Origin of the sequence: Pseudomonas sp. UBA5666, from assembly GCF_002420785.1 — a bacterium.
In the GTDB taxonomy this organism is placed as follows: Bacteria; Pseudomonadota; Gammaproteobacteria; order Pseudomonadales; family Pseudomonadaceae; genus Aquipseudomonas; species Aquipseudomonas fulva.
This window is the reverse complement of the sequence record NZ_DIIQ01000016.1, coordinates 125,121-144,847: the sequence shown is the minus strand read 5'-3', so window position 1 is coordinate 144,847 and position 19,727 is coordinate 125,121. Positions and strand designations below refer to the sequence as shown.

Here is a 19,727-nt window from a genome sequence, read left to right as displayed (position 1 = left end):
TATGCTTAGTACAAAAACAATAACAAGCACTGCAACCCACAATAAGAACAAGACGAAACGACTCACGCACAATAAGAACAAGACGGCGGAGGCGCAGCTAACTGATTCTTTTGGAGAGGATGCATGTTTGGGGCTTGCCCCACACCCAGGCAGAGAACAACAAAAACTGCACTAAAAAGCAGCACCTGAACTGGATGGATCGACGATCAACGTGACATCAGCGGCCAAAGCAATCCGTTTGCTCTTTACCCCTGGCTTGGGGGTCGTCCACAAGCTTCGCGCTTAGTGGCAGGGCGCTCAACAAAAACAAGAAGCCCGCAAAAAAAACAATAAGAGCACACGCAACGACTTCTTGGGGAGCTTAGGCTCCCCTTGTCGTTTCTGCCTTTGGGCAGGCATTCTGCGACCGCCTACACCATCCCGCGAGTAAATGCTAGAATCCCCGCCTATCATGCGGCCATTCTCATATTCTTGGCCGAACATTCCTTCAAACAGTGCATCCCATGCTGAAGAAGCTGTTCCAGTCGTTCCGCCCGCCCGTACCGGGCCAGCACCACCGGCGTACCACGCCCGAGGTGATCAACAAAAGCCAGCATTCGCTGCAGCGCCACCAGTTCAGCCGCCATGCGGTAAACATCGTGGAGCGCCTGCAGAGCGCCGGTTACCAGGCTTATCTAGTCGGTGGTTGTGTCCGCGACCTGATGCTGGGCATCACGCCGAAAGACTTCGACGTGGCCACCAGCGCCACCCCCGAACAGGTACGCGCCGAGTTCCGTAACGCGCGGATCATCGGCCGCCGCTTCAAGTTGGTTCACGTGCATTTCGGCCGTGAAATCATTGAAGTCGCCACCTTCCGCGCCCCTCACTCCGAGGACGATCAGGGCGACAGCCACCGCTCGTCCCATAATGCCAGCGGGCGAATCTTGCGCGACAACGTATATGGCACCTTGGAAGAAGACGCGCAGCGCCGCGACTTCACCATCAACGCGCTGTATTACGATCCGGTCAGCGAGCGCATCCTCGATTACGCCAACGGCGTGCACGATGTGCGCAATCGCCTGTTGCGCCTGATCGGCGATCCTACCCATCGCTACCAGGAAGACCCAGTACGCATGCTGCGTGCGGTGCGTTTCGCAGCCAAGCTCGACTTCGGTATCGAAAAGCACACCGTACAGCCGATCCGCGAACTGGCGCCGTTGCTACGCGAAATACCGCCGGCGCGGCTGTTCGAAGAGAGCCTGAAGCTGTTCCTTTCGGGCCAGGGCGCCATGGTGTTCGAAATGCTGGTCGACCTGCAGCTGTTCGAACCCCTGTTCCCCGCCAGTGCCCAGGCGCTGGAAGACCGCCCCACTTATACCCACACGCTGATCAGCCAGGCGCTGAGCAACACGGACCTGCGCGTCAAGCAAGGCAAGCCGGTAACGCCTGCCTTCATGTTCGCAGCCCTGTTGTGGCCTGCCCTGCCAGCACGCGTTCTGCACCTGCAGAACCAAGGGGTGCCACCGATTCCGGCCATGAACGGCGCAGCCCATGACCTGATCGCCGAGCAATGCGCGCGCATCGCCATCCCCAAGCGCTTCACGCTGCCGATCCGCGAAATCTGGGATATGCAGGAACGCCTGCCGCGCCGCAGCGGTAAACGCGCCGACATGCTGCTGGACAATCCGCGCTTCCGTGCCGGTTACGATTTCCTGCTGCTGCGCGAAAGCGCTGGCGAAGAAACCGATGACCTTGGCCAGTGGTGGACCGAGTATCAGGAAGCCAATGACAGCGAGCGCCGCGACATGATTCGCGACCTGGGCAGCCGTGATGAAGGCGGTGCGTCCCGCAAACGCAAGCGCAGCAACAGCAAGCGCAAGCGCGGTGGTGAAGAGGCCTTCGAGTGAGCATCCGCGTGTACGTCGGCTTGGGCAGCAATCTGGATGCCCCGGCCGAGCAGTTGCGCAGCGCCCTGGACGCCCTCGATCAGGTCCAGGCAACGCGACTGGTGGCTGCTTCGGCGCTGTATACCAGCGATTCGCTACTGCCGGGTCAGCCCCGCTACACCAATGCGGTCGCCGCGCTCGACAGCGCCTTGGCGCCACTTGACCTGCTCGATGCCTTGCAGGCCATCGAAAACGACCAGGGCCGGGTGCGCAAGGAACGCTGGGGGCCGCGCACCCTCGACCTGGACATCCTGCTGTACGGCGACCAGGTGCTGGACCTGCCGCGCCTGCAGGTACCGCACTACCACATGCATGCCAGGCCCTTCGTGCTTTATCCGCTGGCCGAACTGGTACCTGCAGACTTCCGGCTTGCCGATGGCCGCCAATTGTCCCAGCTGCTCGCCGCCTGCCCTTGCATTGGCCTCGAACGCCTGTAACCGGCCGTTCGTTAAGGCAGTAACGCCAGTAACACTCTGATCGTAACAATGCGGTAACAGGGTGATTGACTTCCCTCATTTCGCTCACGACTATAGGCCACCCGCGTAGCACCCCCGTGTTGCGCACCCCTATCGAGGCCCGGACGGACCTGTGCCAGAACATCACGCGCGATGATGTGCCGCCGCGGAAGATGACTACTCAGGTTGCATGCAGTCGTTTCCCCTGGCGCCAGAATGAGGAACTCTCTACATGCCTGAAGTAACCCTTTCCACCCTCAATGGCCTGAAGGCCAAGGGTGAAAAAATCGCCATGCTGACCTGCTATGACGCGACGTTCGCCAAGGCAGCCAGCCAGGCTGGCGTCGACGTCCTGCTGGTGGGCGACTCCTTGGGCATGGTCTTGCAAGGCCATGACAGCACCTTGCCGGTCACCACGGCAGACATGGCCTACCACACCGCCTCGGTCAAGCGCGGCAATCACGGCGCATTGATTCTCGCCGACTTGCCTTTCATGGCCCACGCCACGCCCGAATCGGCCTTTGCCAACAGTGCGGCGCTGATGCAGGCCGGCGCCCATATGGTCAAGATCGAAGGTGCAGCCTGGCTGGCCGAGACCATCCGGCTGCTGGCCGAGCGCGGTGTGCCTGTGTGCGCCCACCTGGGCCTGACACCTCAGACCGTAAACGTGCTCGGCGGCTATAAAGTACAAGGCCGCCTTGAGGCACAAGCCCGGCAGATGCAGGCCGATGCCATCGCCCTTGAAGCCGCGGGCGCCGCGATGCTCTTGCTCGAGTGCGTGCCGAGCGATCTGGCCGCAGCGATCACCCAGGCCGTGCGCATCCCGGTCATCGGCATTGGTGCCGGCAACGCCACCGATGGTCAGGTACTGGTGCTGCACGACATGCTCGGCCTGTCTCTCAGCGGTCGGGTGCCCAAGTTCGTGAAGAACTTCATGGACGGCCAACCTGACATCGCCAGCGCCCTCGCCGCTTATGTCCAGGCCGTCAAGCAGGTCACCTTCCCCGCCAGTGAACACGGGTTCAGCGCATGAATACAGTCAAGACCGTGCGGGAGCTGCGCGCCGCCGTAGCCCGCGCCCGCAACGAAGGCAAGCGCATCGGCTTCGTGCCGACCATGGGCAACCTGCACAGCGGCCATGCGGCCCTGGTGGTCAAGGCCGCGCAATGCACCGACTTCGTCGTTGCCAGCATCTTCGTCAACCCGCTGCAGTTCGGGGCCAATGAAGACCTGGACAAATACCCTCGCACGTTGGCAGCCGACCAGCAGCTGTTGGTCGAATCGGGCTGCAACCTGCTGTTTGCCCCTGGCGTGGATGAAATGTATCCGGACGGGATGAGCGTGCAGACGCGGGTCAGCGTGCCCACCCTGTCGCAAGGGCTGTGCGGCGCCAGTCGGCCAGGGCACTTCGAAGGCGTGGCCACCGTGGTCAGCAAATTGTTCAACATGGTGCAGCCTGACCTCGCGGTCTTTGGCGAAAAGGACTATCAGCAGCTGGCAGTCATCCGCGCCATGGTGCGCGACCTGAACATGCCGATCCAGGTGATGGGCCTGCCTACGGTGCGCGCCGCAGACGGTTTGGCACTGTCATCGCGCAACGGCTACCTCACCCCAGAGCAGCGGGCAACAGCGCCAGTGCTGTATCGGGTACTCCAGACACTGGCAGCTGCCATCGCCCATGGCCAAAAGGACTTCGCCACGCTGGTGGCCGACGGCCAGGCCCAGTTGAGTACAGCCGGTCTGCGCACCGATTACCTGGAAGTACGGCATGCCCTGACCCTGCGCCCGGCCGTGGTCGATGACCGAGACCTGGTGGTCATCGCGGCGGCTTACCTGGGCAACACCCGCCTGATCGACAACCTGTACGTGCAAGTGCAGGACACGACTGCCTGAACGGCCTGGGGTGCCCAGGCACCTCATCTACTTGAACGCCCCCCATTCCCAGCGCCGGACCTTTGCCTATAATGATGCCAGCCTGAACCCGGCAATGACTGCCGTGTCCAACGCATCACCACGGACCAAGGGACCCCCGCGCAATGGCGTATTACCGTACCCCCCACGATGTCACGGCTCTACCCGCCTGGCAGGCGCTCAAGCAGCACCGCGATGCCATGCAAGGCTTCAGCATGCGTGAAGCCTTCGCCGCCGATCCTCAGCGCTTCGAACAATTCTCCCTGAGCTCCTGTGGCCTGTTCCTGGATTATTCCAAGAACCTGATCACCGAACAGACACGTGACCTGCTGGTAAACCTGGCCGACGAAGTGGGCCTCAAGGACGCCATCACCTCGATGTTCAGCGGCGAGATCATCAACGCCTCCGAAGGCCGGCCGGTGCTGCACACCGCCCTGCGCCGCCCGGTGGGTGACAAGCTCAGCGTCAACGGCGTGAACGTCATGCCGGAAGTGCACAAGGTGCTCAACCAGATCACCGAGCTGGTAGGCCGCATCCATGATGGCCTGTGGCGTGGCTACAGCGAAAAGCCCATCACCGACGTAGTCAACATTGGTATCGGTGGCTCGTTCCTGGGCCCGGAACTGGTATCCGAAGCGCTGATGCCTTACGCCCAGCGCGGTGTACGCTGCCATTACCTGGCGAACATCGACGGTAGCGAGTTCCACGAACTGTCGGCCAGCCTGCGCGCCGAAACCACCCTGTTCATCGTCTCGTCCAAGTCGTTCAACACCCTCGAGACCCTGAAGAACGCAATGGCCGCACGTACCTGGTACCTGGCCCAGGGCGGCTCGGAAGCCGAGCTGTACCGCCACTTCATCGCCGTTTCCAGCAACAAGGCCGCCGCCGTGGCGTTTGGCATCCGCGAAGAGAACATCTTCCCGATGTGGGACTGGGTCGGTGGGCGCTATTCGCTGTGGTCCGCCATCGGCCTGCCGATTGCGCTTGCCATCGGCACCGCCAACTTCAAGGAACTGCTCTCCGGTGCCTACACCATGGACCAGCATTTCCAGAGCGCGCCGTTCGAGAAGAACATGCCCGTGCTGCTGGCGCTGCTGGGCGTGTGGTACGGCAATTTCTGGGGTGCCAGCAGCCACGCGATCCTGCCGTACGACCACTACCTGCGCAACATCACCAAGCACCTGCAACAGCTGGACATGGAGTCCAACGGCAAGAGCGTGCTGCAGGACGGCACCCCGGTGAAAACCGAGACCGGCCCGGTGATCTGGGGCGGCGTGGGCTGCAACGGCCAGCATGCCTATCACCAATTGCTGCACCAGGGCACACAGCTGATCCCGGCCGACTTCATCGTGCCGGTCGTCAGCTTCAACCCGGTGGCCGACCACCACCAGTGGCTGTACGCCAACTGTCTGTCCCAGAGCCAGGCGCTGATGCTGGGCAAGACGCGCGAGGAAGCCGAGACCGAACTGCGTGCCAAGGGCATGAGCGAAGCCGATGTGCAAAAGCTCGCCCCGCACAAGGTCATTCCGGGCAATCGTCCGAGCAACACCTTGGTGGTCGAGCGTATCAGCCCACGCCGGCTGGGCGCCCTGGTGGCCATGTATGAGCACAAGGTGTTCGTGCAGAGCGTGGTCTGGGGTATCAATGCCTTCGACCAATGGGGCGTGGAATTGGGCAAGGAGCTGGGCAAGGGTGTGTACCAGCGTCTTGTGGGCAGCCAGGAAGAGGTTGCCGAGGACGGTTCTACCCAGGGCCTGATCAATTACTTCCGCGGCCGCCATCGCGGCTGATCCCACCCTCTGCCTGGCAGTGCATCCTGCTCGTCAGGCAGGGCGTGAAAAAAGTGCGCCGTAGCTTCTGCAGTTCGCTTCCGGGCGATTGGCGGGGCTGCCGCGCAGCGCCTATCGCACGTGAGTGAAGCCTGCGCAGCAAGCCAGTCTGCAGCTCCACTGTCCCTGTAGCCCGTGACCGCCCAATCGCCGGACCGGTTGAACACCCCTCCCCCCAAAACTGTCCTACTCAATAGCCGTTGCCGTGCCTCGCCCCTTACAAGAGCAGGACCACCGCCATGTTCGATCTCCGACATTACCCGCACGCCCTCGCCGTCAGTCAGGCGGCAGCCCTTTCCCAGGACGACTATGACCGCCTGTACCGCCAGTCGGTCGAAGACCCGGATACCTTCTGGACCACTCAAGCGCAACGCCTGACCTGGATGAAGCCATGGTCCCAGGTTCAACGGTCGGACCTGCGCACTGGCCACGCCCGTTGGTTCGACGGAAGCCAACTGAACGTCAGCTACAACTGCATCGATCGCCACCTGGCCACGCGGGCCGAGCAGACCGCCCTGCTGTGGGAAGGCGACGACCCCAGTGACACCAAGGCCATCAGCTACCGTGAACTGCACCGCCAGGTGTGTCGCCTGGCCAATGTATTGAAGTCGCGAGGCGTGGCCAAAGGTGACCGGGTATGCATCTACATGCCGATGATCCCCGAAGCCGCGTTCGCCATGCTCGCGTGCGCGCGCATAGGCGCTGTTCACTCCGTGGTGTTCGGTGGTTTTTCCCCCGACGCGCTGCGTGACCGTATCCTCGATGCCGACTGCCGCACCGTCATCACCGCTGACGAAGGCGTACGCGGCGGCAAGCGCATCGCCCTCAAACAGAATGTCGACAAGGCGCTGGCCAGCTGCCCAGCCGTCAGCACCGTCGTGGTCGTGCGGCGCACTGGGGGTGATGTCGCGTGGGACGACGGTCGTGACCTCTGGTACCACCACGCCATCGAGCAGGTCGACGAGACTTGCCCGCCCGAACCCATGGAGGCAGAGGCGCCGCTGTTCATCCTCTACACATCCGGCAGCACCGGCAAACCCAAAGGCGTGCTGCACACCACGGCGGGGTACTTGCTGCAAGCGGCCATGACATTCGACGTGGTGTTCGACTACCGGCAGGGGGAAGTCTTCTGGTGCACCGCCGACGTCGGCTGGGTCACCGGCCACAGTTACATCGTGTATGGCCCTCTGGCCAATGGCGCCATCTCGCTGATGTTCGAGGGCGTGCCCAACTACCCCGACAGCTCGCGGCTCTGGCAAGTGGTGGACAAGCATCAGGTCAACATCTTCTACACCGCACCCACCGCCCTGCGCGCCCTGATGCGCGAAGGGCTTGCGCCCCTGCAAAGTACCTCCCGTGCGAGCCTGCGCCTGCTGGGCAGCGTGGGTGAACCGATCAACCCGGAAGCCTGGCATTGGTATTTCGATGAGGTCGGACAGCGCCGCTGCCCCATCGTCGACACCTGGTGGCAGACCGAAACCGGCGGCATCATGCTCACGCCACTGCCCGGCACCCAGACCCTCAAGCCTGGCTGCGCCACCCAACCCATGTTCGGCGTGCAGCCGGTGCTGCTTGACGACAAGGGCCAGGTCATCGAGGGTCCAGGGGCTGGGCTGCTGGCGATCAAGGCCAGCTGGCCGGGGCAGATTCGCAGCGTCCATGGCGATCACCAACGCATGGTCGACACCTACTTCAAGCCCATGCCCGGCTACTACTTCACCGGGGATGGCGCCAGGCGCGATGCCGACGGGCATTACTGGATCACTGGGCGCGTGGACGATGTGATCAACGTGTCCGGACATCGCATCGGCACGGCGGAGGTCGAAAGCGCCCTGGTGCTTCACGACAGCGTGGCCGAAGCAGCCGTGGTGGGTTACCCCCACGATCTCAAGGGCCAGGGTGTATACGCCTTCGTGACCACCATGAACGGTGTCAGCCCCGATGAAGACCTCAAGGCCCAGTTACTGGCGCTCGTCGGCAAGGAGATCGGCAGCTTCGCCAAGCCCGAGCTGCTGCAATGGGCTCCGGCTCTGCCCAAGACACGGTCGGGTAAGATCATGCGGCGTATACTGCGCAAGATCGCCTGTAACGAGCTCGACAGCCTGGGCGACACCTCTACCCTGGCCGACCCGAGCGTCGTCCAAGGGTTGATCGACACTCGCCTGAACCGATAACCGGCGGCCGCTACCCAGGCTGCCCAGCCCTGCAGGTCACCATGGAAGCGCTTCGCCGCCGTATCGAACAACAAGCCATGAGCCTCACCGGCCTGGCGTTGGGGCAGCTCGACCTGGAGTCGCCCAAGGGCGACCCTGGCCTGTTCGGGCCCGACAGTGTCAGTTGGCGGGTGCATGGCGACTTCCCCAGCATGCTGGTCGGCGGCATCAGCGCACTGATGCTGCAGTTGCTGCACCCGCTGGCGCTCGCTGGGGTCTGGGACCATTCCAACTTTCGCCATGACTTGATCGGGCGCCTGCGGCGCACCAGCCAGTTCATTTCAGGGACCACGTTCGGTGCGACCGAAGATGCGCACTGGCTGATCGAAAAAGTGCGCCGGATACACCTGCAAGTCGAAGGCACTGCGCCGGATGGCCGCCCCTATGCGGCCAGCGACCCTCACCTGCTGACCTGGGTGCATGTGGCCGAGGTCAGCAGCTTTCTGGCCGCTCACTTGCGTTACCGCAACCCCCGCTTGTCCCTGGCCGACCAAGACGCTTACTACCAGGAAATCGCCCTGATCGCCGAACGCCTGGGCGCCCTGGACGTGCCACGCTCGCGCCGTGAGGTCGAACACTACCTGCATGCGATGCGCCCACAACTGAGCTGCGATGCCCGCAGTCAGGAAGTCATGAGTATTCTGCTCGACGCCCCTGCGCCCAGCCGACTGGCAAAACCGGTGGGCAAGCTGATGCTGAACGCCGGTATCGAGCTGCTGCCACAGTGGGCACAACAGCAGCTTGGCCTCGAACCGGGCCATTGGCAAAAACGGTTGATCCGCCTGGGCGTGCAAGGCACCGCACCGGTATTGCGCTGGGCCATGCGCGACGGGTCTGCGCACCGGGCCAGGCGCCGCATGGGCATCGAATAAGCACTGAGCGCACCTCAGCGGAACTGATTTAACGTGCCATACTCCAAGGCATCCCGGCCCGGACAGACGAAGCGATTCATGTACAAAGGACTGACTCGCGCCATCGGCGCACTGCTGGCGTTGCTCGCCCTGTACAGCCTGCTTGGCTTTTTCATTCTTCCGGGCGTCGCGCTGCGTATCGCCAACCAGCAGCTCGCCCACTACGCCACGGTGCCGGCCCACCTCCAGCGGGCCGAGTTCAACCCCTTCAGCCTTGAGTTGACCTTGTGGGGCTTGCAGATCGGCGAGCCCGGTAAAGAGCAGGTTGGCTTCGAAAAACTGTACGCCAACCTGTCGCTGGACAGCCTATGGACCGGCGCGCTGCACCTTGACGCCCTCGAGTTGGTCAAACCACGCACCGAAGTGCTATTTGCCAAAGATGGCACGCTCAACCTCGCTCGCCTTTTCCAACTGCCTGCCAGCAAAAGCGAGCCCGATACACCCCCAGGCGATCCTTTCCCGCTGCGTATCGGCAGCATCAAGCTTGAGCAGGGTTTCGTGCGTTTCGAAGACCTGCGTCCCAGCGAGCCGATCGAGTTTCTCTACGACAACCTTGGCCTGGAATTGAAGAACCTCAGCACCCTCGCCAATGACAATGCCGACATGACCATGGTGGCCAACGGTCCCAACGGTGGGCGCATCGACTGGCAGGGCACGTTGAGCCTAGCGCCTATCGCGTCCGAAGGCACGCTCAAGGTCACCGACAGCAAGATGAAGCTGTTCTGGCCCTATGTGCGCGATGCGGTGCCCTTGGTGCTGGAAGACGGCAAGCTCAGCCTGAGCACGCATTATCGGCTCAACCTGGCAGATAAGACCGAACTGCGTCTGGAAAAAGCCTCGGTGCGGGTGGCGCCCTTTGCCATCAAGGCTCCGAATGGTCGTCCGTTGGCAAGGCTCGCCAATCTGGAGTTGAGTGATGCCTCCGTCGACCTGGTCAAGCAGCAGGTCACGATCGGCAAGGTACGCAGTGAAAAACTGGAAACCTGGGCAGCGCTGGAGAAGGACGGTCAGCTCGATTGGCAGGTGCTGTTTGCCGGCGAGCCTGGCAAGCCAACACCAGCTGAAAAGGCCGAGCCGCCCACTGCAGGGGCTTCAGCTGCACCGCAGACGCCAGCGGCCCCAAGCAAGCCCTGGCAGGTGTTGCTTAATGATGTCCAGCTCAGGAACTACCGTGTTCACCTGGCAGACCGCACGCAAAAAGAACCGGTCACCCTGGACGTAGGCCCCTTGAACGCTGACTTGAAGGGCTTCGACAGCCTCAACCAGAAGCCCTTCACGGTCAAGTTCGACACCGGCATCGGCAAGCAAGGCACCCTGCAGGGCCAGGGCCAGGTCAACCTGGCGCCGGTGTGGGCCAAGCTGGATGTCGGCACCCGGGACATCGACCTGCGGTTAGCCCAAGCCTACATCAGCCCCTTCATTCTGTTGGAGCTGCGCAGCGGTATGCTCGACAGCGACCTGAAGGTGGACCTGAAAAGTACCTCGCCGTTGGCCTTGACGGTAAGCGGCAAAGCGCAGGTGAATCAGTTGCACACCCTCGACACCATCAAGAGCCGGGACTTCGTCAAATGGCAGCAGGTCAACCTCGATGGCCTGACGTATGTGCATGGCGATGCCCTGTCGATCGCCAAGGTGACACTGCAACAGCCTTATGCACGCTTCATCATCAACGAAGACCGTACTACCAACATCAATGACCTGTTGATCCCACAGTCAAACGATGCGCCTGCCAAGGCCCAGCCCCAGCCTGCAAGCGCCACCGAGGAAAAGCCGCTCGGTATCCACATTGGCCAGATCGTGATCAAGGACGGTTCGGCCAACTTCGCCGACCTGTCGCTCACGCCCAATTTCGCCACGGCCGTGCAACAGCTCAACGGCCAGGTGGGGACCATCGATAACCGCAAGCCCCTCCCTGCCCCGGTGGATGTGCAAGGCAAGGTTGACCGGTACGCACCCGTCACCATCAAAGGTGGCCTCAACCCATTCGACCCACTCGCGAGCCTGGACATCGCCGCCGTGTTCAAACGCGTCGAACTGACCACCCTGACGCCCTACTCGGGCAAGTTTGCCGGCTACCGCATCCGCAAAGGCCGGCTGAACCTGGACCTGCACTACCTGATCACCAAGGGCCAACTCAAAGCCGAGAACAAGGTGGTCGTTGAGCAGTTGCAACTTGGGGAGAAAGTGGACAGCCCGGACGCGGTCGATCTGCCGATTCGCCTCGCAGTGGCGCTGCTCAAAGACACTCACGGCAAGATTTCCATCGAGTTGCCCGTTGCGGGCGATCTGAACAACCCGCAGTTCAGCGTGATGCCGATCGTGTGGCAAACCTTGCGCAACCTGGTGCTGCGCGCCGCGCAGGCACCGTTCAAGCTCATCGGTGGCCTTGTTGCCGGAGGCGGCGCCGAAGACTTGGGCACTGTGGCCTTTGCACCCGGGTCCAGCGAGCTGGCAGGCGATGCCCAAGCATCCTTGGATAAACTTGCCGAAGGGCTGAGAAAGCGGCCGGAACTGCGCCTGGAAATCGAAGGCACCAGCGCTCAGGCAAGCGACGGCCCCATTCTTGCCCAACAGCGTCTGGAGCGGGAATATCAGGCCACCTGGTACAAGATTCTGCAGCGGCGCGGTGACAAGGTACCGGCCAGTGCGTCCCTGATGGTGGTCGACGAGGCCGACAAGCCAGCGATGCTCGAAGGCATTTACCGCAGCCGCCTCAAGCAGCAACCGCCTGCCGAATGGGAGCAGCTTGACCGCGACGCGCGCACTGCCAACCTTCGCAACGCCGTGCTCAAGTTCTGGGCCGAAAGCACGGCTCTGTTACGCACTCTGGGGCAGGAGCGGGCCAGCAGTATCAAGGATTACCTGGTGGACAAAGCCAAGCTTGAAGACGATAGGGTGTACTTCATCGACACCCACCTGGGGCAGCCCGAAAAAGATGGCCGCGTTGTCACGCCAATGCACCTGGATGCCGACTGATCGTGACTCCTAAGGCTTGATGCCAAGCCTATGCGGCTCAATGAAAGCTTCCACGAAAAAGCCCCGGCACAGGCCGGGGCTTTTGTTGTAGCTGGCCAAATCCATTTGGCCGACAGGACGATCCTTATTCAGCTTTCAGGCCGTCAGCCATTACGCTCTTGACGCCTTTGATGTTCTTGGCAACGCGCACGGCCACTTCTTTTTGCGACTCGGTCACTTTGACGTCCGAGGACAGAGAGACTACGCCGTGGCTGGTTTCTACTTTGATGTCGCTGCCTGGTACGCCTTTCTCGGTCAGCAGATCCGCTTTGACCTTGGTGGTGATCCAGGTGTCAGAGCCTTCTTGCTTAGCGTCATCCATAGTGTTGGCAGCCAGCATTACCGGAGCCTGGGTGGCCTGGGCTGCGAAAGCGGCGTTGGCCATGGTCAGGGTCAGAGCGGTAGCAGTAGCGGCAGCAATGGCGAACTTCTTCATGTGAGTCACTCCTGTTTTTCGAAAGGTCTGCGCCATGTGTCTGGCGGCAGGTAAACAGGTAGTTGCATGGCTTGTGCCAGGTTTTACGCTTCGCTTGATTCCTTTTAAATCAATGACTTACGTATCATCGCATCGTTCACCGCTCGTGCATTCTGCAACCTGCGCGATAAACCTGCATGCAAGATGCAAGTCCGCTAAAAGTTCCGTGTCTGTTTTTGTATTTACACGGGCACAGCCCAGTATAGATCCAAAAAAAGGGCTCCCGCGGGAGCCCTTTGTGAAGCGCTAGGCGATCAGACGCCAGAAGCCTTCGCAGCCGCGACGTCCTTGATGGACAGCTTGATACGGCCGCGGTTATCCACGTCCAGTACCAGCACTTCGACTTCCTGACCTTCCTTGAGGATGTCGGTGACTTTCTCGACGCGCGCATCGCTCAGCATGGAGATGTGCACCAGGCCATCCTTGCCAGGCAGGATGTTGACGAAGGCGCCGAAGTCGACAATACGCTCGACCTTGCCCACGTAGATCTTGCCAATCTCGGCCTCGGCAGTGATGCCCAGGATGCGCTGCTTGGCAGCGTCTGCCGCTTCCTTGGTTTCGCCGAAGATCTTGATCGAGCCGTCGTCTTCGATATCGATCGAAGCCTTGGTCTCTTCGCAGATGGCGCGAATGGTGGCGCCGCCCTTGCCGATCACGTCGCGGATCTTGTCCGAGTCGATTTTCATGGCGATCATGGTCGGCGCGTTGGCCGACAGCTCGGTACGCGACTGGGCAATGATCTGGTTCATCTGGCCGAGGATGTTCAGGCGCGCTTCCAGGGCCTGGCCCAGGGCGATTTCCATGATCTCTTCGGTGATGCCGTTGATCTTGATGTCCATCTGCAGGGCGGTGACGCCCTTGGCGGTACCGGCTACCTTGAAGTCCATGTCGCCGAGGTGGTCTTCGTCACCCAGGATGTCGGTCAGAACGGCAAACTTCTCGCCTTCCTTGACCAGACCCATAGCGATACCGGCAACCGGTGCTTTCATCGGTACACCGGCATCCATCAGGGCCAGCGAGGCACCGCAGACCGACGCCATGGAGCTGGAACCGTTGGACTCGGTGATTTCCGAGACGACACGGATGGTGTACGGGAACTCGCTGTCGCTTGGCAGCATCGCCTGCACGCCGCGACGCGCCAGACGACCGTGGCCGATTTCACGACGGCCAGCGCCGCCCATGCGACCACACTCACCGACCGAGAACGGTGGGAAGTTGTAGTGCAGCATGAAGGGGTCTTTCTTTTCGCCTTCCAGGGTGTCCAGCAACTGTGCGTCACGGGCAGTACCGAGGGTGGCAACGACCAGCGCCTGGGTTTCGCCACGGGTGAACAGTGCCGAGCCGTGGGTTTTGGGCAGAACACCGACTTCGATGTTCAGCGGGCGCACGGTGCGGGTGTCACGGCCGTCGATGCGCGGCTTGCCGTTCACGATGTTCTCGCGCACGGTGCGGTATTCCAGCTCGCCGAAGATTTCCTTGATCTGGCCAGCGGTCGGGCCGGCTTCTTCGTTGCTCAGGCGGGCAATGGCTTCATCGCGCAGCTGGCCCAGGCGGGTGTAGCGGTCCGCTTTCTGGGTGATGGTGTAGGCCTGCGACACCTGCTCGCCGAACTCGGCACGTACCAGGTTCATCAGCTCGGTGTTGGCGGCAGCGGGCTGCCAGTCCCACGTTGGCTTGCCGGCTTCGGCAGCCAGTTCCTTGACGGCCTGGATGACGGCCTGGAACTCATCGTGGGCGAACAGCACGGCGCCCAGCATCTGGTCTTCGGTGAGCTCTTTGGCTTCCGATTCAACCATCAACACGGCGGTTTCGGTACCGGCGACAACCATGTCCAGGCTAGAAGCCGCCAGTTGCTCGTACGTTGGGTTCAGCAGGTAGCCGGTGCTTTCGTGGAAGGCAACGCGTGCCGCGCCAATCGGGCCTTCGAATGGAATGCCGGAGATGGCCAGGGCCGCCGAGGTACCGATCATCGCGGCGACATCGGGGTCGGTCTTCTTGCTGGTGGAAACCACGGTGCAGACGACCTGCACTTCGTTCATGAACCCTTCAGGGAACAGCGGACGGATCGGACGGTCGATCAGGCGCGAGGTCAGGGTTTCTTTCTCGGAAGGACGGCCTTCACGCTTGAAGAAACCACCGGGGATCTTGCCGGCAGCGTAGGTTTTTTCCTGGTAGTGAACCGACAACGGGAAGAAGCCCTTGCCTGGATCAGCTTGCTTGGCACCGACCACGGTCACCAGCACGGTGACGTCGTTGTCGACGGTGACCAGCACGGCGCCGGTTGCCTGACGGGCAATGCGGCCCGTTTCGAGAGTAACGGTCGATTGACCGAACTGGAATGTCTTGATTACCGGGTTCACGGTTTCCTACCTTCTTCAGTGGCTCTTGGGGGAACTGTTTTCTTGCGAATGCTTGGGCAGTGCAGGGAATCGGCCCTGTCTACCGTCCAGATACAACTCGAGGCCGGGAGCCTGGAACCGAACGAAAAAACCGCTCGAGTTACCAGGCTGCCAGCCTCGAAGTCATGCGTGGCGTGCCCCACGACAAGGCTGTGAAACAGCCCTGTCGAAGCCAGCGGCACGCCATGCACACCACCAACCAGGCCGCTATTAGCGACGCAGGCCCAGGCGAGCGATCAGCGCGCTGTAACGGGTGGTGTCTTTGCCCTTCAGGTAGTCCAGCAGCTTACGACGCTGGTTGACCATACGAATCAGACCACGACGGGAGTGGTGGTCTTTGTCGTTGGCCTTGAAGTGGCCTTGCAGCTTGTTGATGTTGGCGGTCAGCAGAGCAACCTGTACTTCCGGGCTACCGGTGTCGCCGGCGGCTTGCTGGTGTTCGGCAACGATCTTAGCTTTTTCTTCAACGCTGAGGGCCATGAGGCTTCTCCTGATTAAACGGACCCCGCGAACGGGTTCCAATAGGCCAGGGACTTATCCCTGTATCAATAGAAAGAGGTGTGACCGTGCCTACTGACAGCCACCCTCTGCTCCACGGACCTCGGCACCTGCCTGGGCCCATGGTTTCGGTCATTCCGACCGAATCAGTCGACGTGGCGCGATCCGCCCGTCTTCGCTCACCTCACCGATACCGATGAAGCGGGCATTGTGATCCTGTACACGAACCATGCCGAATTGCGGCGCGTCCGGTGCACGCACTGCCTGCCCATGCAGCCAGTAGAACGCGCTGTGCTCGGACAGACTCACCATCGGCCAATCCTGCAGCCCGCTGTCCGACGGCATGAGGAAACGATCGAGCGCTTCGTTGCCGCCTTCGGCGTGGGCCTGCTCGAGCTCCTCGAGGGTGACCGTCTGTGCCAGCGCGAAACGCCCGGCCTGCGTCCTGCGCAGCTCTGCGACATACGCACCGCAGCCCAGCACTTCACCGATATCCTCCACCAGGGTACGAATATAGGTGCCTTTGCTGCAGCCAACGCTCAAGCGTGCACGGGTGCCTTCGCACTCAAGCAGTTCAAGACGGCTAATAGTAACAGAACGCGCCTCGCGCTCCACTACCTCTCCTGCACGCGCCAGCTTGTACAACGGCTGACCGTCACGCTTGAGAGCCGAGTACATGGGCGGTATCTGGCTGATCGGGCCACGAAAACCGGGCAATGCGGCTTCCAGTTCGGCGCGACCAACGGTCACCTCGCGGGTGCGCAGCACCTCGCCCTCGGCATCGCCGGTGTTGGTCGTCTGGCCCAGTTGCATGACCGTCTCGTAACCCTTGTCGGAGTCGAGCAGGTATTGCGAAAACTTGGTGGCCTCGCCGAAGCACAGCGGCAAGACGCCAGTGGCCAGCGGGTCGAGGCTACCGGTGTGACCGGCCTTCTCTGCATTGAGCAACCAGCGCACCTTTTGCAAGGCAGCGTTGGAGGTGAAGCCCAAGGGCTTGTCCAGCAGGATGATGCCGCTGACATTGCGGCGAATGCGTTTGACCTGGGCCACCGATTACTCCTTGGTGCCAGACTCGTCGGCATCCTTGTGCAGGCGGTCTTCGGCCACTGCACGCTCGATCAATGCCGACAGGTGCACGCCACGGCTGACGCTTTCGTCGAAGTGGAAATGCAGTTGCGGCACGCTGCGCAGCTGCATGGAGCGACCCAGGTGCAGGCGCAGGAAGCTGGCGGCGCTGTTCAGGGCCTTGAGCGACTGCTGCACGGCATCGGGGGTTTCTTCACCCATCACGGTGATGAACACCTTGGCATGGCCCAGGTCGCGGCTCACATCCACGGCAGTGATGGTGACCAGACCGACACGCGGATCCTTGACTTCACGACGGATCAGCTCAGCCAGCTCGCGCTGCATCTGATCGCCAATGCGTTGGGTACGGCTATATTCTTTGGCCATTCTTGTTACCTGTAACGTAAAGCGGCAAACGCCCGGTCAGAACGATGCCTGACCGGGCGCTGCCTGAAGAGGTGCTGCAAAGCGCCCGCCAAGGCGCTTGCAACCTGCTCACCCTTAGAGGGTACGAGCCACCTGGACTTTCTCGAACACTTCGATCTTGTCGCCGACCTTGACGTCGTTGTAGCTCTTCACGCCGATACCACACTCCATGCCGTTACGCACTTCGGCGGCATCGTCCTTGAAGCGGCGCAGCGATTCCAGCTCGCCCTCGAAGATGACCACGTCGTCGCGCAGTACGCGGATCGGACGGTTACGGTAGACGGTACCTTCGATGACCATACAGCCAGCGATGGCGCCGAACTTCGGCGAACGGAACACGTCACGCACTTCGGCGACGCCCAGGATGTTCTCGCGAACATCGCTGCCGAGCATGCCGGTCAGGGCTTTCTTGACGTCTTCGATGATGTCGTAGATCACGTTGTAGTAACGCATATCCAGACCTTCCTGCTCGACGATCTTGCGCGCACCGGCATCGGCACGCACGTTGAAGCCGAACAGTACTGCGTTCGAAGCCAGCGCCAGGTTGGCATCGCTCTCGGTGATACCACCTACGCCGCCACCAATGACACGGACCTGCACTTCGTCGTTGCCCAGGCCGCCGAGCGAACCCTGCAGCGCTTCGAGAGAACCGCGCACATCGGTCTTGAGAACGATGTTGAGCGTTTTCTTCTCTTCCTGACCCATGGTCTCGAAGATGTTTTCCAGCTTGCCTGCGTGAGCACGGGCCAGCTTGACCTCGCGATACTTGCCTTGACGGAACATGGCAACTTCGCGGGCTTTCTTCTCGTCAGCCACTACCGACAGCTCGTCGCCGGCTTCCGGTGTGCCGTCCAGGCCAAGGATTTCGACCGGGATGGACGGGCCAGCTTCCTTCACAGGCTTGCCGTTCTCGTCCAGCATGGCGCGAACGCGGCCATAGTTGGAGCCGCACAGCACCATGTCGCCCTGACGCAGCGTACCGTCCTGAACCAGGATGGTAGCGACTGGGCCGCGGCCCTTGTCCAGACGCGATTCGACGACCACACCGCGCCCTGGGGCGGTCGGCGTAGCGGTCAACTCGAGGATCTCGGCCTGCAGCAGCACCGCTTCGAGCAGCTCGTCCACGCCGGTACCCATCTTGGCCGAAACCTTGACGAATGGCGTGTCACCACCCCAGTCCTCGGAGGTCACGCCTTCGACGGACAGCTCGTTACGGATGCGATCAAGGTCAGCACCAGGCTTGTCGATCTTGTTGACCGCAACCACCAGCGGTACGCCAGCTGCCTTGGCATGCTGAACGGCTTCGCGGGTTTGTGGCATCACGCCGTCGTCCGCCGCCACCACCAGGATGACGATGTCGGTCGCCTTGGCACCACGGGCACGCATCTGGGTAAACGCAGCGTGGCCAGGGGTGTCGAGGAAGGTGACCATGCCGCGGTCGGTTTCCACGTGGTAGGCACCGATGTGCTGGGTGATACCACCGGCTTCGCCAGCAGCAACCTTGGCACGACGGATGTAGTCGAGCAGCGAGGTCTTACCATGGTCGACGTGACCCATGACAGTGACGACCGGCGCACGGGACTCGGTCTGGCCTTCGAACTTCAGGGATTCGGCCAGGGAGTCTTCCAGGGCGGAATCGCTGATCAGCGTGACCTTGTGGCCCAGCTCTTCGGCGATCAGCTGAGCGGTTTCCTGATCGAGCACCTGGTTGATGGTCACCGGGGTGCCCATCTTGAACATGAACTTGACCACTTCAGCGCCCTTGACGGACATCTGGTTGGCAAGCTCGGAGACGGTGATGGTCTCGCCGATGGTCACGTCACGAATGACCGGACCGGTCGGGTTCTGGAAGCCGTGCTGGTTACGCTTCTTCAGCTTGCTCTTGCCACCACGACCACGACGAGCGCCATCGCTCTCTTCGTCGGTGGTACGCGGCGCGGCACGAGGCGTCGGAGCCTTTTCCTTTTCCTTGACCTTGACCTTGATCGACACACGTGGCGCCTCGCCACGACGACGGTCGTCATCACGGGTGCGGCTTTCGTTGCGACGGGTCTCGTCTTTCTTGCGCTCGGCCGCACGGGCGGCAGCGTCTTCCGACGTCGGCGCATTGGCTACGACCGGCGCAGCGGCAGGGGCAGAAGCCTGTTCTGCCTTAGCAGCCGGAGCCGGAGCGGAAGCGGCGGCATCAGCAGCCTGGCGACGCGCCTGCTCTTCGTTGCGCTGACGCACTTCAGCGTCAACCTTGTCGCGGGCAGCGTTTTCAGCTGCACGGCGCTCTTCGAGCTCACGCTTCTGCTCAGCCTGGATTTCTTCCGGGCTGCGCTGCACGAATACTTTCTTCTTGCGTACTTCTACGCTGATACTCTTACTACCGGCGACACGCAGGGTGCTGGTGGTTTTGCGCTGCAAGGTAATCTTGCGCGGTTCTTCCGCCTTGCTCTTGTGGCTGCTCTTCAAATGAGTCAGCAAGGTCTGCTTCTCATTGTCGGTCACTACCTGACCGGCGTCGGTGTGCGGCAGACCTGCCTCACGCATCTGCTGCAGCAGGCGCTCTACCGGTGCCTCGACCTCTTGGGCCAGTTCTTTCACCGTGACTTGCGTCATG

General features: G+C 61.7%; 14 protein-coding genes. 8 read left to right on the top strand and 6 right to left on the bottom strand.

The window, feature by feature from the left end:
• The first annotated feature begins 503 nt into the window (after positions 1–503).
• The 8 genes from B2Y33_RS10335 (at position 504) to B2Y33_RS10300 (ending at position 12,220) form a co-directional block, all read left to right on the top strand.
• Complete coding sequence (locus tag B2Y33_RS10335; protein WP_027915399.1) at positions 504–1,886, top strand: polynucleotide adenylyltransferase PcnB; 1,383 nt, start codon at positions 504–506, stop codon at positions 1,884–1,886.
• Complete coding sequence (gene folK, locus B2Y33_RS10330; protein WP_027915400.1) at positions 1,883–2,362, top strand: 2-amino-4-hydroxy-6-hydroxymethyldihydropteridine diphosphokinase; 480 nt, start codon at positions 1,883–1,885, stop codon at positions 2,360–2,362. Before B2Y33_RS10335 ends, folK begins: the two co-directional genes overlap by 4 nt.
• Before the next feature lie 250 nt (positions 2,363–2,612).
• Positions 2,613–3,413 carry a 3-methyl-2-oxobutanoate hydroxymethyltransferase gene (panB, locus tag B2Y33_RS10325; RefSeq protein ID WP_027915401.1) on the top strand — a complete coding sequence of 267 codons (801 nt, stop codon included), beginning with the start codon at positions 2,613–2,615 and terminating at the stop codon, positions 3,411–3,413.
• Complete coding sequence (gene panC, locus B2Y33_RS10320; RefSeq protein ID WP_027915402.1) at positions 3,410–4,273, top strand: pantoate--beta-alanine ligase; 864 nt, start codon at positions 3,410–3,412, stop codon at positions 4,271–4,273. Before panB ends, panC begins: the two co-directional genes overlap by 4 nt.
• A 143-nt stretch (positions 4,274–4,416) precedes the next feature.
• Complete coding sequence (gene pgi / locus B2Y33_RS10315; RefSeq protein ID WP_027915403.1) at positions 4,417–6,081, top strand: glucose-6-phosphate isomerase; 1,665 nt, start codon at positions 4,417–4,419, stop codon at positions 6,079–6,081.
• Positions 6,082–6,359: 278 nt separating this feature from the next.
• On the top strand, positions 6,360–8,294 hold the full coding sequence (gene acs / locus B2Y33_RS10310) for an acetate--CoA ligase (protein WP_197874709.1): 1,935 nt from the start codon (positions 6,360–6,362) through the stop codon (positions 8,292–8,294).
• Between the two features lie 41 nt (positions 8,295–8,335).
• Positions 8,336–9,205 (top strand): oxygenase MpaB family protein, encoded by an 870-nt coding sequence (locus B2Y33_RS10305; RefSeq protein ID WP_027915404.1) that lies wholly within the window; start codon positions 8,336–8,338, stop codon positions 9,203–9,205.
• A 78-nt stretch (positions 9,206–9,283) separates the two neighbouring features.
• Positions 9,284–12,220: a DUF748 domain-containing protein gene (locus B2Y33_RS10300; protein WP_027915405.1), complete on the top strand. Its 2,937-nt coding sequence runs from the start codon at positions 9,284–9,286 to the stop codon at positions 12,218–12,220.
• 124 nt (positions 12,221–12,344) lie between these two features.
• Here the strand turns inward: B2Y33_RS10300 and B2Y33_RS10295 are convergent, their stop codons facing one another.
• The 6 genes from B2Y33_RS10295 to infB form a co-directional block, all read right to left on the bottom strand.
• Positions 12,345–12,695: a BON domain-containing protein gene (locus tag B2Y33_RS10295; protein ID WP_027915406.1), complete on the bottom strand. Its 351-nt coding sequence runs from the start codon at positions 12,693–12,695 to the stop codon at positions 12,345–12,347.
• A 293-nt stretch (positions 12,696–12,988) separates the two neighbouring features.
• Positions 12,989–15,094 carry a polyribonucleotide nucleotidyltransferase gene (gene pnp / locus B2Y33_RS10290; RefSeq protein ID WP_023533183.1) on the bottom strand — a complete coding sequence of 702 codons (2,106 nt, stop codon included), beginning with the start codon at positions 15,092–15,094 and terminating at the stop codon, positions 12,989–12,991.
• A gap of 249 nt (positions 15,095–15,343) precedes the next feature.
• On the bottom strand, positions 15,344–15,613 hold the full coding sequence (gene rpsO, locus B2Y33_RS10285) for a 30S ribosomal protein S15 (RefSeq protein ID WP_023533188.1): 270 nt from the start codon (positions 15,611–15,613) through the stop codon (positions 15,344–15,346).
• 150 nt (positions 15,614–15,763) lie between these two features.
• The gene (truB, locus tag B2Y33_RS10280) at positions 15,764–16,681 is read right to left on the bottom strand and encodes a tRNA pseudouridine(55) synthase TruB (RefSeq protein ID WP_288632898.1); all 918 of its coding nucleotides are present in this window, start codon (positions 16,679–16,681) and stop codon (positions 15,764–15,766) included.
• Positions 16,682–16,684: 3 nt separating this feature from the next.
• On the bottom strand, positions 16,685–17,083 hold the full coding sequence (rbfA, locus tag B2Y33_RS10275) for a 30S ribosome-binding factor RbfA (protein ID WP_012274243.1): 399 nt from the start codon (positions 17,081–17,083) through the stop codon (positions 16,685–16,687).
• A 114-nt stretch (positions 17,084–17,197) separates the two neighbouring features.
• Positions 17,198–19,726: a translation initiation factor IF-2 gene (gene infB / locus B2Y33_RS10270; RefSeq protein WP_027915408.1), complete on the bottom strand. Its 2,529-nt coding sequence runs from the start codon at positions 19,724–19,726 to the stop codon at positions 17,198–17,200.
• Position 19,727 lies beyond the last annotated feature (1 nt).

Excerpts from the sequence above, each read along its gene's own strand:
- infB (WP_027915408.1), bottom strand. The coding sequence starts at position 19,726 with ATGACGCAAGTCACGGTGAAAGAACTGGCCCAAGAGGTCGAGGCACCG.
- B2Y33_RS10305 (WP_027915404.1), top strand. The coding sequence starts at position 8,336 with ATGGAAGCGCTTCGCCGCCGTATCGAACAACAAGCCATGAGCCTCACC.
- pgi (WP_027915403.1), top strand. The coding sequence starts at position 4,417 with ATGGCGTATTACCGTACCCCCCACGATGTCACGGCTCTACCCGCCTGG.
- B2Y33_RS10335 (WP_027915399.1), top strand. The coding sequence starts at position 504 with ATGCTGAAGAAGCTGTTCCAGTCGTTCCGCCCGCCCGTACCGGGCCAG.
- B2Y33_RS10295 (WP_027915406.1), bottom strand. The coding sequence starts at position 12,695 with ATGAAGAAGTTCGCCATTGCTGCCGCTACTGCTACCGCTCTGACCCTG.
- panC (WP_027915402.1), top strand. The coding sequence starts at position 3,410 with ATGAATACAGTCAAGACCGTGCGGGAGCTGCGCGCCGCCGTAGCCCGC.
- acs (WP_197874709.1), top strand. The coding sequence starts at position 6,360 with ATGTTCGATCTCCGACATTACCCGCACGCCCTCGCCGTCAGTCAGGCG.
- rpsO (WP_023533188.1), bottom strand. The coding sequence starts at position 15,613 with ATGGCCCTCAGCGTTGAAGAAAAAGCTAAGATCGTTGCCGAACACCAG.
- panB (WP_027915401.1), top strand. The coding sequence starts at position 2,613 with ATGCCTGAAGTAACCCTTTCCACCCTCAATGGCCTGAAGGCCAAGGGT.
- B2Y33_RS10300 (WP_027915405.1), top strand. The coding sequence starts at position 9,284 with ATGTACAAAGGACTGACTCGCGCCATCGGCGCACTGCTGGCGTTGCTC.
- rbfA (WP_012274243.1), bottom strand. The coding sequence starts at position 17,083 with ATGGCCAAAGAATATAGCCGTACCCAACGCATTGGCGATCAGATGCAG.